At 62.8% G+C, this 15,086-nt stretch carries 13 protein-coding genes; 3 read left to right on the top strand and 10 right to left on the bottom strand.

What is annotated here, in order from left to right; translation table 11 throughout:
* Nucleotides 1–7: 7 nt before the first annotated feature.
* The 6 genes from LB571_RS17355 to LB571_RS17330 form a co-directional block, all read right to left on the bottom strand.
* On the bottom strand, nucleotides 8–1,405 hold the full coding sequence (locus LB571_RS17355; protein WP_224596326.1) for an aldehyde dehydrogenase family protein: 1,398 nt from the start codon (nucleotides 1,403–1,405) through the stop codon (nucleotides 8–10).
* Nucleotides 1,406–1,825: a type II toxin-antitoxin system VapC family toxin gene (locus tag LB571_RS17350; RefSeq protein ID WP_224596315.1), complete on the bottom strand. Its 420-nt coding sequence runs from the start codon at nucleotides 1,823–1,825 to the stop codon at nucleotides 1,406–1,408. It abuts the gene before it with no gap.
* Nucleotides 1,822–2,253, bottom strand: coding sequence for a hypothetical protein (locus tag LB571_RS17345; protein ID WP_140618744.1), 432 nt, complete (start codon nucleotides 2,251–2,253; stop codon nucleotides 1,822–1,824). The genes LB571_RS17350 and LB571_RS17345 overlap by 4 nt, the downstream gene beginning before the upstream one ends.
* Nucleotides 2,254–2,336: 83 nt before the next feature.
* Entirely contained in the window at nucleotides 2,337–3,707 is a 1,371-nt protein-coding gene (locus tag LB571_RS17340; RefSeq protein ID WP_224596313.1) for a glutamine synthetase family protein, read from the bottom strand.
* A 96-nt stretch (nucleotides 3,708–3,803) separates the two neighbouring features.
* Nucleotides 3,804–5,345 carry an amino acid permease gene (locus LB571_RS17335; RefSeq protein ID WP_015315803.1) on the bottom strand — a complete coding sequence of 514 codons (1,542 nt, stop codon included), beginning with the start codon at nucleotides 5,343–5,345 and terminating at the stop codon, nucleotides 3,804–3,806.
* Between the two features lie 22 nt (nucleotides 5,346–5,367).
* Nucleotides 5,368–6,186, bottom strand: coding sequence for an N-formylglutamate amidohydrolase (locus LB571_RS17330; protein WP_140618748.1), 819 nt, complete (start codon nucleotides 6,184–6,186; stop codon nucleotides 5,368–5,370).
* Nucleotides 6,187–6,331: 145 nt separating this feature from the next.
* Here LB571_RS17330 and LB571_RS17325 point away from each other — a divergent pair, with 145 nt between their 5' ends.
* The 3 genes from LB571_RS17325 (at nucleotide 6,332) to LB571_RS17315 (ending at nucleotide 11,648) form a co-directional block, all read left to right on the top strand.
* Nucleotides 6,332–7,159 (top strand): MurR/RpiR family transcriptional regulator, encoded by an 828-nt coding sequence (locus tag LB571_RS17325; protein ID WP_140661758.1) that lies wholly within the window; start codon nucleotides 6,332–6,334, stop codon nucleotides 7,157–7,159.
* 200 nt (nucleotides 7,160–7,359) lie between these two features.
* The gene (locus tag LB571_RS17320) at nucleotides 7,360–8,520 is read left to right on the top strand and encodes an efflux RND transporter periplasmic adaptor subunit (protein WP_224596311.1); all 1,161 of its coding nucleotides are present in this window, start codon (nucleotides 7,360–7,362) and stop codon (nucleotides 8,518–8,520) included.
* Entirely contained in the window at nucleotides 8,517–11,648 is a 3,132-nt protein-coding gene (locus LB571_RS17315; protein ID WP_224596309.1) for an efflux RND transporter permease subunit, read from the top strand. Before LB571_RS17320 ends, LB571_RS17315 begins: the two co-directional genes overlap by 4 nt.
* A gap of 6 nt (nucleotides 11,649–11,654) precedes the next feature.
* Here the strand turns inward: LB571_RS17315 and LB571_RS17310 are convergent, their stop codons facing one another.
* From LB571_RS17310 to LB571_RS17295, 4 genes are read right to left on the bottom strand one after another with little or no spacing between them, the layout of a single operon-like run.
* The gene (locus tag LB571_RS17310; protein ID WP_224596307.1) at nucleotides 11,655–12,062 is read right to left on the bottom strand and encodes a GtrA family protein; all 408 of its coding nucleotides are present in this window, start codon (nucleotides 12,060–12,062) and stop codon (nucleotides 11,655–11,657) included.
* On the bottom strand, nucleotides 12,059–12,877 hold the full coding sequence (locus LB571_RS17305) for a ChbG/HpnK family deacetylase (RefSeq protein ID WP_224596305.1): 819 nt from the start codon (nucleotides 12,875–12,877) through the stop codon (nucleotides 12,059–12,061). The genes LB571_RS17310 and LB571_RS17305 overlap by 4 nt, the downstream gene beginning before the upstream one ends.
* Nucleotides 12,874–13,860 (bottom strand): glycosyltransferase family 2 protein, encoded by a 987-nt coding sequence (locus LB571_RS17300; protein WP_224596303.1) that lies wholly within the window; start codon nucleotides 13,858–13,860, stop codon nucleotides 12,874–12,876. Before LB571_RS17300 ends, LB571_RS17305 begins: the two co-directional genes overlap by 4 nt.
* Nucleotides 13,853–15,019 carry a glycosyltransferase family 87 protein gene (locus LB571_RS17295; RefSeq protein WP_224596301.1) on the bottom strand — a complete coding sequence of 389 codons (1,167 nt, stop codon included), beginning with the start codon at nucleotides 15,017–15,019 and terminating at the stop codon, nucleotides 13,853–13,855. Before LB571_RS17295 ends, LB571_RS17300 begins: the two co-directional genes overlap by 8 nt.
* Nucleotides 15,020–15,086: the final 67 nt, after the last annotated feature.

Below are 15,086 nucleotides of genomic sequence, written 5' to 3'. Positions count from 1 at the left end.
TCGAAAATTAGATGGCTTCACGCAGGTGGAAGGATTTCGGCCGGGTCAGATTGTCATAGCCCAGCGCCGACAGGGCAACGCCCTTGCCGGTGTCCTTGACGCCGGTCCAGACCAGCGCGGGATCGAGATAGTCGCAGCGGTTCATGAACACCGTGCCGGTCTCGACGCGGTCGCCGATCGCCACCGCATGCTCGGTGTCGCGCGTCCAGATCGAGGCCGTCAGCCCGTAGGGGCTGTCGTTCATCAAAGCGATCGCCTCCTCATCGTTGCGCACCTTCATGATGCCGACGATCGGGCCAAAGCTTTCCTCACGCATGACGCTCATCTGGTGGTCGACTTGCGTCAGCACTTCCGGCGCCAGGTAAGGCGAGCCGGCCTTGTCGTTAGCCACCTTCATGTCGATGTGCGCCTTGGCACCCTTGCGTAGCGCTTCGGCCTTCTGCTCGCGGATCAGGTCGGCAAAGCGCGCCTGCGCCATCGGTCCCATCGTCGTCGTCTGCTCCAGCGGATTGCCGACGACATAATTCCTGGTCTCGGCGATGAAGCCTTCGACGAACTCGTCATAGACTTTTTCGTGCACATAGACGCGTTCGATGCCGCAGCAGCACTGGCCGGAATTGAAGAAGGCGCCGTCGACCAGATTGGCCACGGCATGGTCCATCTTGGCGTCGGGCAGCACATAGGCCGGATCCTTGCCACCGAGTTCGAGCCCAAGCGTCATGAAGGTGCCTGCCGCCGCCTTTTCGATAGCACGGCCGCCAGCGACCGAGCCGGTGAAATTGACATGGTCGATCTTGCCGGAACCCAGCAGTTTTTCCGTCTGTGCATGGTTGAGCACGACATTCTGGAACACGCCCTTTGGCAGGCCGGCCTTGTCGAAGGCCTGTTGGAAGCGCTCGCCGACCAGCAACGTCTGCGCGGCATGTTTCAGGATGACGGCGTTGCCGGCCATCAGCGCCGGCACGATCGTGTTGACCGCTGTGAGATAGGGATAGTTCCATGGCGCGATCACCATGACCACCCCAAGCGGATCCTTCTTCACATAGCGCCGGAAGCCGTCCTTCGGGTTGGCGGCCGGCACGGACTTGAGCGCCGCTTCCGCGATCTCGACCATATAGTTGGTACGCTCCTTGACGCCGCCGAACTCGCCGCCATAACGAACGGGACGCCCCATCTGCCAGGCGATCTCCGGCACGATCTCGTCGGTCATCGCGACCAGTGCTTCCAGCATCGCCAGCATGTACTTGCCGCGCTCGACGATCGGCGTCTGCGCCCACTTCTGCTGCGCCGCCTTGGCACGCTCGACCGCGGCGTTGATCGCCTGGTCGGTAGCGACCGGCCGCTCCGCATAGATCGAGCCGTCGATGGGGGATTTGAGTTCTACGGTTTCCAAAAGGTGCTCCATTTAGCAGGCTAATGTACGCAGATGGCCGTTGCGGCTGTAGCGAAGGATGGGCTCGTCTCGCGTCACAAGAACCATGTCCAAGGCCCTTGCAGTGGCAATCAGTATTCGATCCATAGAATCGCCATGGGGCGAACCCGGCAAGTTGGAGGACGCGATCAGAATAGCCGGCGAAATCGCGCTGAGTTTTGCGGACATGCGCTCAATGAATCGCTCTACGAAATCGAGCGGCGCTATGGGCAAGTTGAGCCGGCCCTTGGCCACACCGATGCCGATCTCCCATGCTGACATCGGCGAGAGATAGAGGCGGCCATCATAGGCCGCGTCGGAAATCTTCTGACTTGCCTGAGGGTCGATTTTGCTGTCGTTTGCAATGAAGATCATCGCGCACGTGTCCAGCAGCAGGCTCGGCTCTTCACTCATTTGCGCATCACGTGTTTACCATGCTGCGCCTGAGTTTCACCGCCCAGATAACCCCGATCCCAAGGCTCATCATCGAACGGTTTGGTGACATCAAACCCGGCCTCGATTGCTATCAAGCCCTTCATGAAACCAAATCCAGGGTGACGGTGCGTACGCACAGCGGGTGCGGCGTCACCGGTCGGCATCTTGCGAACGCGGCGAAAGACAAGCTTGCCAGCGCCTACGTTGACGGATTCGGTTTCGAACCCGGCCTCGAGCCACTCCCTGGTCATGGGATTGTTGCTCGGATTGTTGCTCCACCACGCGGGGTATCGCTTCGATGCCGGCAACGGCAGACTAAGCACGCTTTCGATCTGATCGAACGACATAGGCACACGGTCGGCATTCTGGGCGACCAGAAATTCCTTCAGCGGCGCATATTTGGACATTGCGAACTCCCCAACAATTGCAGCTTGCAGCCTTCATATGAGCTACATTAACTACATTGTCAACAATAAAGCTGCATAAAGCTTTAGTAACGCTCGAACCCTCTGTGCAGTTCCCAATCCGTGATACGCCGATCGTATTCGAACTGCTCCCACTTCGCTGTGTGGACATAGTGCTCGAGCACATCCTCGCCGAGCGCCTGTTTCAGCATCTTCGATTTCGCCAGCATCTCGGTCGCATCGCGCAGCGTCTTTGGAATTTCCGGCAAACGAGAAGCCTGATAGGCGTCGCCGACGAAAGGCTTCTGCAATTCCAGCTTCTCGTCGATACCGGCGAGGCCGGCCGCGATCAGCGCCGCGAAGGCGAGATAGGGATTGAGGTCGGCGCCGCCGATGCGGCATTCCATGCGGATGCCCTTGGTGCCCTCGCCGCACAGGCGGAAGCCCGCGGTGCGGTTGTCTTCGCTCCACATGATCTTGGTCGGCGCGAAAGTGCCGGCCTGGAAGCGCTTGTAGGAATTGATGTAGGGCGCCAGGAACCAGGTGAATTCCTTGGCGTATTTCAGCTGCCCGGCCGCCCATTGCTGGCCGAGCGTCGACAAGGTCCAGTCGGCTTGTCTGTCGAAGAACAGCGGCGTCTTGCCGTCCGCGCTCCACAGCGAATTGTGGATGTGGCTCGAATTGCCGGCGAGACCGTAATTATACTTGGACATGAAGGAAATCGCCTTGCCTTCGGACTCGGCAATCTCCTTGGCGCCGTTCTTCAGGATGACGTGGCGGTCTGCCATGTCGAGCGCCTCGGCGTAGCGCACATTGATCTCTTCCTGGCCCGGACCCCACTCGCCCTTGGAATTCTCGATCGGAATGCCGGCGGCTTCCATCTCGTTGCGAAGCCGGCGCATGACGCCTTCTTCCTTGGTGGTGATGCCGATCTGGTAGTCGCCAATATAGGGCGAGGCTGTATCGAGCCCCTGCCAATGCTTCTTTCGGGCGGAATCGTAGGTCTCGTTGAACAGATAGAATTCGAGCTCGGAAGCGAAATAGCCGATATAGCCGCGCTCACTCAGCCGCTTGACTTGCTTCTTGAGGATGGCGCGCGGCGAATGCGGCAGGTCGTCATGGGTGTGGTGGTCGAGCACGTCGCAAATGACGAGCGCCGTCTTTTCCAGCCAGGGAATGCGCCGCAGCGTCGCCAGGTCCGGCTTCATGACGAAGTCGCCATAGCCCTTCGACCAGCTTGCCGCCTTGTAGCCCGGCACCGGCTCCATATCGATGTCGGCCGCCAGCAGGTAGTTGCAGCCATGCGTCTCGTCATGCGCGGAATCGACGAAGTATTGCGCCAGGAACCGCTTTCCCGCCAACCGGCCCTGCATGTCGACAATGCATGCCAGCACCGTGTCGATCTCGCCGCTGGAGACCGCTTTCTTCAACTGATCGAACGAGAAACTTCCGGCCATTCCTTTGGCACTCCAGTGCTTGGCGTTTCGGGCTTGTCATATTGAACGAGAACAAAAAACCGTGGCGGGCGAACCCGCCACGGCTTGATTGGTTGTTTAGGCGGATTCGCCGACGGCCTTTTCGGCCGCTGCGATGATCGCCCTGCGCTTGGCGATTGCCGTCTCGCCGATGGGCGGCCCCTGGAAGCGGCGGTTCTCGACGGCAAACCACAAAACGACAAGCAGAACGATCAATCCGATCGCATAGTTGATCAAGATGTCGAAGGGCGGTTGGATGCCGGCATACATCAACACCAGAACACCAAGCACGGTGATGACGGCGAACGGCTTTGACCAGATGCCGAGCCGGAATGGTCCGAACTCGGTCCAGCTCTTTCCTTCCGCAAGAAGTCCGGCCGCGATCGGCATGGCGTAGGAGACATAGAGGAAGAGTGCGCAGCCGGCTGCCAGCGCCGCGAAAGCCGGCGAATAGAGCGTGGCGGCAATCGACAGAACGACGCCGAGCCAGATGGCCGGAACGGGCGTGCGCCAGGTCGGCGAAACCTGCTTCCATAAAGAAGACCCTGGCAGACCTCCGTCACGCGAAAAGGCAAAGATCATGCGCGAGGTCGAAGTGAGCCCTGCTAGCGCGCACAGATAGTTCGACAGCACGATGGCGATGCCGAGCAGAGCCTTGAGCCAGGTTGGCGCCGGCAGATTGTTGAACAGGTTGAACCAGGCATTGCCGCCGTCCTTGGCGGTCGCCACGAGATCGGGGCTGGCAAGGACGAAGGAGACCGCCATGACGAAACCGAAGACGAGAGACCAGAGGACCGCGTGGATCATGCCTCTGGGCACAGCGACGCGGGCATTGTGCGTTTCCTCGGCGGTATGCGCGGAGGCGTCAAAGCCGGTGATCGTGTAAAGCGGGTAGAGAAGGCCAATCAGGAAGGCCACGAGTGCGGTGCGGGCCGTCGGAACATAGCCACCACCGAGATCGCCGGTCGTGTTGACGAAAGTCGTCAGCCGCGCGAGATCGAAGCCATGCGCGCCCCAGATCAGGAATGTCAGCGTCAGCACGACCGCGACAACGAGGATGAGGTAGCCGGAAAAATCGGTCAACATCGTCGTCGTCTTGATGCCGAGATGATTGAACAGACCTTGGGTAACTGTAATCAAGACGACTGCCGCCGTCTGTTGCCAGAAGCCCCAGGCCGATGTGTCCCAGCCGAAGATCGGGCCAGCAACGAGCCCCTGAAACAGCAGGTAGACGCCGACATTCACCGAAGCGACGACGAAGATCAGGCCGAGCAAGTTGATCCAGGCCGTGGCCCAGCCCCAGCCGCGTCCGCCTAGGATCGAGGACCAGTGATAGAGGCCGCCGGCTGTCGGATAGGCCGATCCAATCTGGCCGAGAGACGCCGCGACCACGAGCGCAAAGACGCCGCCGATGACCCAGCCGATGGTCGCCTCGAAACCGCTGCCGGTGGCCATGGCCAGCGGGAAAGACGTAATGCCGCCCGCCAGAATGCAGATGATCGAGAAGGAAATGGCGAAGTTGGAGAAGCCGCTCATGCGGCGCGCTAGTTCCTGGGCGTAGCCCATACTGTGGAGGATTTTTGTGTCCTCCGACTTGTCAGAGTGATCAGGTGTTGTCATGTCAGAGTTCCCCTGTTGGTTCTTAGCTGGCCGATTGAACTGACTTTCCGACTGCGCTTCGTCGAGAGCCCTTGGCCTCCTCTGGCTCCAGATCCGAAAAAATGCCCGTGAGCATATCCGCCCATTTCCGCTGCCCGGTTTCGCCGGAGATTTCATCGTTGCGGATTTCGATCATCGCGCAGGGTAGCCCGCGCGAGCGCGCATGCCGTTCCAGCGTGAAATAGACGCGGTCGGCCGGCGAATAGGGTTCGTTGATGCCGACGGTGATGCCTGAGAGCCGTTGCAGCGCCGATATCAGCGGCGACGCCAGCCGGCGATCATCGTCATGGATGATGCCGATATGCCAGGGCCGATTGCGGCCTTTATAGACCGGCGTGAAGGAATGAACGGAAACCAGGCGGGTCTCCTGGCCGCGCGCCAACCGGTCCTCGACGATGCGCTCGATGGCGCCATGGAACGGTTGCCATGACAGGGCGACCCGCGCCGCGCGCTGTTTTTCCGACAAGCCGGTATTGCCCGGTATGGCAGTGGTTTCGCTGACCGGCGGCACCAGGTCTGGCGCATCGAGCGGCCGGTTGCAGTCGATGACGAGACGCGAAATGCGGGTTTCGACCAGCGTCGCATCAAGCGCCTGCGCCATCCGCAGCGCAACCGGCAGTGCGCCGGGATCCCAGGCGATGTGACGCGACAGGTCGTCGGCGGCGAGGCCGAGCGTGCCGAATTCAGCCGGCAGGAAATTGGAAGCGTGATCGCAGGTCAGCACGAAGGGGCTCGATCCGCCGGGGTTCGTCACCCCTACGGTATCAGACGATGCAAGGCTGGCGGGCCGCGCTGTCTCCATAGTCCTGCCGTCCCCTGGGAGCGCTGTATCGTATGTTACGTATTTTGTTTCATTGCGTCCCGGTGGATGATTTCATACAGTTTGTTTGGCTTTGTCAAATGCGATCTGGGGAAAAGACGGTCGGCGGGCCAAGGGTGGGGAAAAGATGATTTCCAACATTGCCGAATTGATTGCCGACCGTATCGGCGCGATGCCCGCCGGCGAACGGCGCGCAGCGCAGACGCTGATCGCGAGCTATCCGATGATCGGCCTCAAGACAGTCGCCGAATTCTCATCCGCGGCCGGCGTTTCCTCGCCGACGATCCTGCGTTTCGTCGCCCGGCTGGGCTTCCAGAATTACCCCGAGTTCCAGTCGAGCCTGCAGGATGAACTGGCGGCGCAATTGCAATCGCCGGCGATACGAACGCTCAACCCGCCCTCGCCTATTGGCGGCACGGTGTCGCCCATGCTGGAAGCAACGCTCGACAATATGCGCGAGACCTTCAGGCACCTGTCCGACAAGCAGCTTGCCGACATTGCCACCAGGCTGGCCGAGCGGCGTGGCAAGACATTCCTGATCGGCGGCCGCTTTACCGACCCCCTGGCGCGCTACATGGCCGCCCATCTCGCCGTCATCCAGCCCGATGTCTTTCACCTCGCCGGCCAGGAGAGCATGTGGCGTGACCGGCTGATCGACATGGGCAAGCGCGACGTGCTGGTGATCTTCGACATCAGGCGCTACCAGGACAGCCTCGTCCGCTTCGCCGAGAAGGCGCATCAGCGCGGCGTTCAGATCGTACTGTTCACCGACCAGTGGCTGTCGCCGATCGCCCGCTTTGCTCGCCATGTCATCGCCGGACGAACCGCCGTGCCTTCCGCATGGGATTCCTCAGCGGCACTTTTCGTCGTCGCCGAAACGCTGATCGGCGCCGTCACCAGGCAACTCGAGGCCGACGGCGCCCGGCGCATCCGCGAGATGGAAGGCCTGCGATAGGCAGAATCCTCCGGATCATTGCATCGGCTTCGCGGCCGTCTCGGTTTCACGTTACCGAGATTTAATGTGCACGATTGCGTGATAATTGCCATAAACCGCTGATATCGGGGTGTGGCGTGGCCGGATTTTTGCCGCCCGCCCGCATCGTCACTGTGCCGTTCCTTCGGGAATGGCCGACGATTTCTGAAACCGGAGTGTCGATGCGGACCTGGAAGCAAATTGTCGTTGCGCTTGTGATCGTGGTCGCCGCCGCGGCCGCCTGGGCACGCTTCTATCCAGGCGCGCCGGAAGTGCTGGCGCGCTGGGGGATGGATTGGGCGTACGCGGCAACGCCTCCCGCCAGAAGCGGTGCGGACGGCGCGAAACAGGCTGGCAATCGCAATGGAGTCCGGCAGGTCAACGTCGTCGCCTTGCCTGCCGGTACGGCCACCATAAACGACCGCCTGCAAGCGATCGGCACCGGCCGTGCCAACGCCTCGGTGACCGTCAATCCCTACAGTTCCGGCCGTCTTGCCGAGTTGCTGGTCGAATCCGGCACTCATGTCGACAAGGGACAGATCATCGCAACGCTCGATTCCGAGACGGAGATCATCGCACAGGACCGCGCCAAGCTCGCCTTGCAGGATGCTCAGTCCAAGCTCGACCGCGTCAAGTCGCTGCGTGCCTCCAACGCGGCGACACCGGTCGCGGTCGCCGATGCCGAAGTGGTTCTGGCCGGCGCCAAGCTGGCGCTTCAGGATGCCGAGCTTGCACTGCGGCGCCGCTCGATCTTGGCGCCGATCACCGGCACGGTCGGCATCCTGCCGATCTCGGCCGGCAATTACGTCACCAACCAGTCGGCGATCGCCACGCTTGACGACCGGTCCTCTATCCTGGTCGATTTCCAGGTACCCGAGCGCTTCGCCGCCGCCGTCAAGGTCGGCGCGCAATTGACGGCGACGCCGATCGCCAATCCGAGCAACGCGTACACCGGCACGGTTTCGGCGATCGACAATCATATCGACGAAAAGAGCCGCACACTTCTGGTCAAGGCCACCATCGCCAATCCGGCCGATTCGCTGCGCGCCGGCATGTCGTTCTCCATCACCATGAAATTCCCCGGCGAGACCTATCCGGCCGTCAGCCCGCTGGCGATCCTCTGGGGTTCGGACGGCGCCTATGTCTGGCAGGTCGAGGACGGCAAGGCCAGGCGCGTGCCGGTGCGCATCATCCAGCGCAACACCGAGACCGTATTGATCGACGCGGAGATCGACAGCGGCGACATGGTGGTCACCGAAGGCACCCAAAGTGTCAGCGAAGGCGGCGAGGTTCGCATCGCGGGCCAGGAGCAGCGCGCCGCCACCGCCGCGGAAGGCTCATGACCGGCTCCGTCAACGCCGTCAGCGATACCGGCTTCACCGCGCTGTTCATCCGCAGGCCGGTCATGGCGTTCGTGCTGAACACCCTTATAGCCGTTGCCGGCCTCGCTGCCTTCTACGGTGTCGAGATCCGCGAACTGCCCGACGTCGACCGGGCCGTCGTCACGGTCTCCACGACCTTCGAAGGCGCGGCCGCCGAAACCGTCGACCGCGAACTGACCGACACGATCGAGGGCGCCGTCGCCCGCGTCTCCGGCGTCAAGTCGATCTCGTCTTCCTCCTCCTTCGGCTCGAGCCGCGTCACCATCGAGTTCAACGACGGTGTCGACCTCAACGTCGCCGCCTCGGATGTGCGTGATGCCGTCGGCCGGGTCGCCAACCAGATGCCCGATACCGCCGATCCGCCGCGCATCGTCAAGGCCGATGCCAATTCCGACGCGGTGATGCGGCTGGCGGTGACTTCGGACACCATGTCGATCCAGGACATGACGGTGGTGGTCCAGGACCAGATCGAGGACGAACTGGCCGCCGTGCCCGGCGTCGCCGACGTTCAGGTCTATGGCGACCGCGACAAGATCTTTCGCATCGATGTCGACCAGAACAAGCTCGCCAGCCTCGGCTTCACGGTCGCCGACCTCCGGGCGGCGCTTGCCTCCGTCGCCTTCGATTCCCCGGCCGGATCGATCACAACGACCAACCAGGACCTGATCGTCCGCACCACGGCCGACGTGACGACGCCCGCGGAATTCGAAAACATCATCATCGGCGGCACGACGCGCATCCGCGATGTCGCGACCGTCACGCTCGGCCCCGATGTTGGCCAGACGACGCTGCGTTCGGACGGCAAGACCGGAATCGGCCTCGGTATTATCCGCCAGGCGGAATCGAACACGCTGGACATTTCGACGGGCGTCCAGGTCGCCGTCGCCAAGCTGCAGGAGAACCTGCCCAAGGGCATGTCGATCAAGATCACCAGCGACGACGCTGTCTTCGTCAAGGGTGCGGTGCACGAGGTCGAGATCGCGCTTGGCCTGTCGGTCACCATGGTGCTGATCGTCATCTACATCTTCCTGCTCGACTGGCGCGCCACGCTCATCCCCGGCCTGTCGATGCCGGTCGCCATGATCGGCACCATCGCCGCCATCTATCTAGCCGGCTTCTCGGTCAACATCCTGACGCTGCTCGCTTTGGTGCTGGCCACCGGCCTTGTGGTCGACGACGCCATCGTCGTCTTGGAAAACATCGTGCGACGGCGCAATGAAGGCATGGGGCCGCGTGCGGCGGCCGTGCTCGGCGCGCAGGAAGTGTTCTTCGCCGTCGTCGCCACGACACTGACGCTTGTCGCCGTCTTCGTGCCGATCTCGTTCCTGCCCGGCCAGACCGGCGGCCTGTTCCGCGAATTCGGCTTCGTGCTTGCGATGTCGGTGCTTCTGTCCTGCGTGGTCGCGCTGACGCTTTGCCCGATGCTTGCCTCGCGCATGCTGACCAGCGCGCCGCTTCACCACGAAGGCGGCCAAGGCATCGGCGCTCGCATCGGCGGCGTCCTGAATGCCGGCTACAAGCGCGCGCTGCACGCTTGCCTCGACGCGCCCTGGATCGTGGTTCTGGTCGCGGTGCTGTTTGCCGGCGTCGCCTTCGCGCTGTTCGGCACCATCCGCCAGGAACTGACGCCGACCGAGGACCGCGCCGCCGTGCTGTTGCGCATCAACGCCCCGCAAGGCGTCAGTCTCGACTACACGACGCAGCAGATGCAGAAGATCGAGCGGCTGATCCAGCCGATGCGCGATTCCGGCGAGATCCGCTCGACCTTCGAAAACGCCGGCCAGAACGGTTCCTACAATTCGGGCTTCATGGTGATGACGCTGGCGCCGTGGGACGAGCGCAGCCGCAGCCAGCAGGAGATCATGGCCGAGATCAGTCAGTTGACCAGGCAGGTGCCCAGCGTGCGGATCTTCCCGGTCCAACCCAACAGTCTCGGCATCCGCGGCGCCGGCAACGGCCTGCAATTCGCTCTGGTTGGCAACGACCGAAAGGCGCTTGGCGATGCAGCGGTCAAGATCATCGCCGAGATGCAGAAGGATGAGCGCTTTCAGACGCCGCGCCTGTCGATCGACCCGACGCAGCCGCAACTGGCCGTAGCGATAGATCGTGAGCGCGCCTCCGATCTCGGCATCGACATCACGGGGCTCGCCAACACCATGCAAGCCATGCTCGACGGCAACGACGTCGTCGATGTCTACATCGCCGACCGCAGCTACGGGGTGAAACTGGTCTCGACCACCAATCCGATCAACGATCCGACCGATCTGGAAAATGTGTTCCTCAAGACGGCGGATGGCCGCTTCGTGCCGATGTCGACCATCGCCACCCTGACCGAGCGCGCCGTACCACCGTCGCTGTCGCGCGAACAGCAGCAGCCTTCGGTGGCGATCACCTCGAACCTTTCTGGCAATTTCGCGCTTGGCGATGCGCTGACACGCGCCGAGCAGATCGCCACGCCGCTCCTGCCGCCTGGAAGCCGCATCCTGCCCCTGGCCGAGGCTGCGACTTTGGGTGAAACCAACAGCGCCATGGTCACCATCTTCGGCTTCGCCCTGGTCATCATCCTCCTGGTGCTGGCCGCCCAGTTCGAGAGTTTCGTCAGCGCCGTCATCATCATGGCGACGGTGCCGCTCGGCCTTGCCTGCGCCATTTTCGCGCTGCTGCTTTCAGGCACCAGCCTCAACGCCTACAGCCAGATCGGCCTGGTGCTGCTGGTCGGCGTCATGGCCAAGAACGGCATCCTGATCGTCGAATTCGCCAACCAGCTACGAGATCGGGGCCTGGGCGTGCGCGAAGCGATCGAGCAGGCTTCCACCATCCGCCTGCGGCCGGTGATGATGACGATGATCTGCACCATACTTGGCGGTGTGCCGCTCGTGCTGGCCGCCGGCGCGGGCGCCGAGGCACGCGTGGCGCTCGGCTGGGTCATTGTCGGCGGGCTTGGCCTGGCCACCATCTCGACACTGTTCCTGACCCCGGTCGCCTATCTCCTGCTTGGCCGCTTGGTCACGCCGAAGACCCATGAGGAAGCACGGCTGAAGCGCGAACTCGAGGAAGCCGCCTACACCAACGTGGAACCGGCGGAATAGAGATACCTATTTCAGCAGCCGGCCCTCGATCGACCAACGCGCGGCAAGGAAGTTCAGCATGGCCGCCACGATGACCCCGCCGATCTTTGCCGGCCACACACCGCCGATGCCGGCGAAGAGTGCGATCGACAGGCTGGACACGCCGAGCGAAATCAACGCCCCAGCCGAGACGAAGCGCAGGAAGGCATCATGCAGCCGAATGGCGTGATTGCGTTCGAACGACCAGAAGCCATTCGCCACGAAAGAGAAGACGACGGCAATCGACCACGAGATGACATTGGCGGACAGCGGCGGGGCGTGCAGCTTGAGCAGCAGGAAAAAACCGGCAAGGTCGATGGCCGTATTTGCCAGTCCGACCAACGCAAAACGGACGATCTTGCTGCCGGTCGAACGCCGTGGCTGAACGCCATTCATTCCCGGCCGTCCAAGATCTCGACACCGGCTCGGGCCAGGCTCGCGCCGAACGCATCCGAAGCCAGAACGCCGAATTCCACTTCGCGCACGCCTTGCATCGGGTCACGCGCGCACAGCGTTTGGTCGACATGGCCGGGGTGGCACATGAACAGCCCACGGTCCGACAGCGCTTCGACCGCAGCCTCCAGCAAGGGGGCGAACTTTTCGGGTTGCCGCCAGTCATAGATGCCGGCGAGCGGCTTCAAAACGGCAAAGCCGGCACGCTGCATCGATTGGTTGAAGCCGGCGGCCACGGCAGCGATTGCCGCGATTTTCGGTGCGGCGGCGGCATCGCTCAGCGCCGGAGCGCCTCGCAGCACCGGCCTGCCGGCAGTGTCGGGAAAACGTGTCCGCAGCCAGCCGCGCACGACAGGCAGGAAATGCACGTGCTGATGACCGTCGACGAAGTCGGGCTTGTGGCCCAGCGCCTCGACGAAACGGCTATATTGCGCGTCGAGTTCGGCATGGACGTCGCGCTCGTCGACCCGCCCGCGCAGGACCGGCAGGGCCAGCGAACGAAGCGGCGGCAACCGGCCCCCAGGCGCCAGGCTCGATTTGCCTGTGACCGCTGGCTGGTCCGTAAGGGTCAGGTGCAGCCCGATCGCCGCGCGGCCGCGCAGCGGCTTTATGCGCGCCGCCGCCTCGGCCCATTCCGGAAAACCGGTCATGCAGCTGGTGCCGGTCAGGCGTCCGCGGTCGAGCAGGTCGAGAATGCCGGCGCAAACCCCTGGTGCCAGCCCGTAGTCGTCGGCGATCAGGCGAATGCGCCGCGTCATCCGCGGGACGCGCCCGGCGGCTTGTCGGGGGCGGTCTCGCTGAGCACCACATCGCGCACCAGATAGACCGGCCGGTCCTTGCTCTCCGACAGCGTGACCCAGACATATTCGCCGATCAGGCCGAGCAAGGTGAGGTTGAGGCCGCCGAGCAGCACGACGGCGACCATCAGGCTGGGGTAACCAGGCACGGCAACGCCGTACAACATCACCTCGAAGAACACTTTGGCGCCGTAAACGACGCCCGCCAGCGCCGCCAGCATCCCGCTCAAGCTGATGATGCGCAGCGGGATGACGGAAAACGATGTAAATCCTTCCAGTGAAAAGGCGATCAGGTTGAGCCGGCTCCATTTCGACGTGCCGATGGGGCGGTTTTCCGGCGAATAGGGTATGGCTTTCTGGCGGAAACCGGCCCAGGCGAACAGGCCCTTGTTGAAGCGCCGCTTGTCGCGCAGGCTAGTCAGCGCACGCACCACGGGACCGCGCATGACGCGAAAATCACCGGCGTTCTCCGGAATGTCGAAACGCTGGCTGCTGTTGATCAGGCTGTAGAAAAGTCGCGCCAGCTGGCTGCGCCGCCAGCTCGCCTCGCGGCGGTCGTTCTGCGCGTACACGACGTCGATATCGGGGCTTTCCACCAGCTCGGCGATCATCTTCAAGCTGATATCCATGGAATGCTGCAGATCCGAATCCATGATCAGCACCATGTCGCCCCGCGACTGGTCGAGGCCGGCGAGCACCGCGACCTCCTTGCCAAAATTGCGGCTGAGGCGAACGATCTCCCACGATCCCGACAGGGCTTGCGAAAATCGCCTGGCGCCATCGTCGAGGCTGCCGTCGTCGACCAGGATCTTGTGGACGGCCATGCCGAAACGGCTTGATACCGCTTCCTCGAGCCTGTCGAGCAGGGCGGCAAAGGCCGGCGCCGATTGCGCCTCGTTGAAGAAGGGCGCCACGATGTCGAGTTTTTGACGCGGATCAACCATGTGCAACGGGTCCGACGCTCACGATCTTTTCGCGCGCCTTGGCCCAGAACCACCAGATCAGCGAACAGGCGATGAAGGTGACCGCGATCGGCCGGAACCAAGGGTAGAAGAAATCATGCATGTGGCGCTCGACGCTGGTCAAACCTGTGAGGAACAATACCGTCGACAGCACCGAGGCCAGGACGCCGCCACGCTCCTCCCGCCACAGTGTGGCGATAGCGAGGCCGGCGGGCACGGCGATCATGGCATAGGTATTTGGCTCGACACGCGGATTGAAGACGCACATGTAGAAGGCAGCCGCCAGGAAGATCGCCAGTGCGGCTATTCCAGGCTGGAGCTTGCGGTCGAACCAGAGGACGGTCGACAGCGTAAGCAATGCCCCGACGATGCGCACGATCGTGGCGGCGAACTCAGGCATGAGCAGCCCGGCCGAGGTGAAAGGCGCCGTGAAGTCGGTAGGGACAAAGTGGCCGGACTTGTCGACGGCCATGGAGGTCAACATGCGGGCGAAATCACCGTACTGCTGGTTGAGGTAGCCGGCAGGCGCGAACGCGTACGGTATGGCCAGTACCAACAGCACTGCCAGCACGAGCACGGGTATCAGCCGCAGGCGCAGGGCTCCCACCAGCAAAAGCATGATGATCGCGGTCGGTTTGGCGATGATGGCGACCGAAGCCCAGAAGAAGGTCTCGGCGCGCCGCCCTTCGAGCGCCGACAGGGTCAGGAGCCAGCAGGCCGCGGTCAAAAGGATCGTCGCCTGGCCGTTGCGGATGGCACCCAGCGCCATCGGCAGGGCAAGGAAGAGGCCGAAGGAAAGCAGCCATGGCAATTCCTCACCGCCGATTTTGCGCACTTGCCGCATCGCCGCGAAGGTGAGCGCTGCGAAGCCCACCACATGCCACACCACGCCGCCCAGATAGGGTCCGAGCTTCAGCACCGGCAGGTAAAGCGCGGCGAAGGCTGGCGCATACAGGTACCCCATCTCGGATTGAAGATTGTACAGCGGCCGCCCGGTCAGGAATGCTTCGCTGCCATATCCATAGGCTTGCGTCACCGTGCGCGTGCCGGGCGACCATAGCACCAGGCCGAGAACGATCAGGAATGCCCCGATCCACATGCCCAGCCCCAAACGATCGAAAACCGGCTTGGAAATCGTCATCAATTCACCCCGCACGCCATTGGGGAAGACGCCTCAGCCTTGGCGCCGTCCCGGCATTCGATGGCGG

This window comes from Mesorhizobium sp. BR1-1-4 (assembly GCF_020165375.1).
Taxonomy (GTDB): Bacteria; Pseudomonadota; Alphaproteobacteria; order Rhizobiales; family Rhizobiaceae; genus Mesorhizobium; species Mesorhizobium australicum.
The sequence above is the reverse complement of the archived record's forward strand: the minus strand, read 5'-3'. Positions and strand labels throughout refer to the sequence as shown.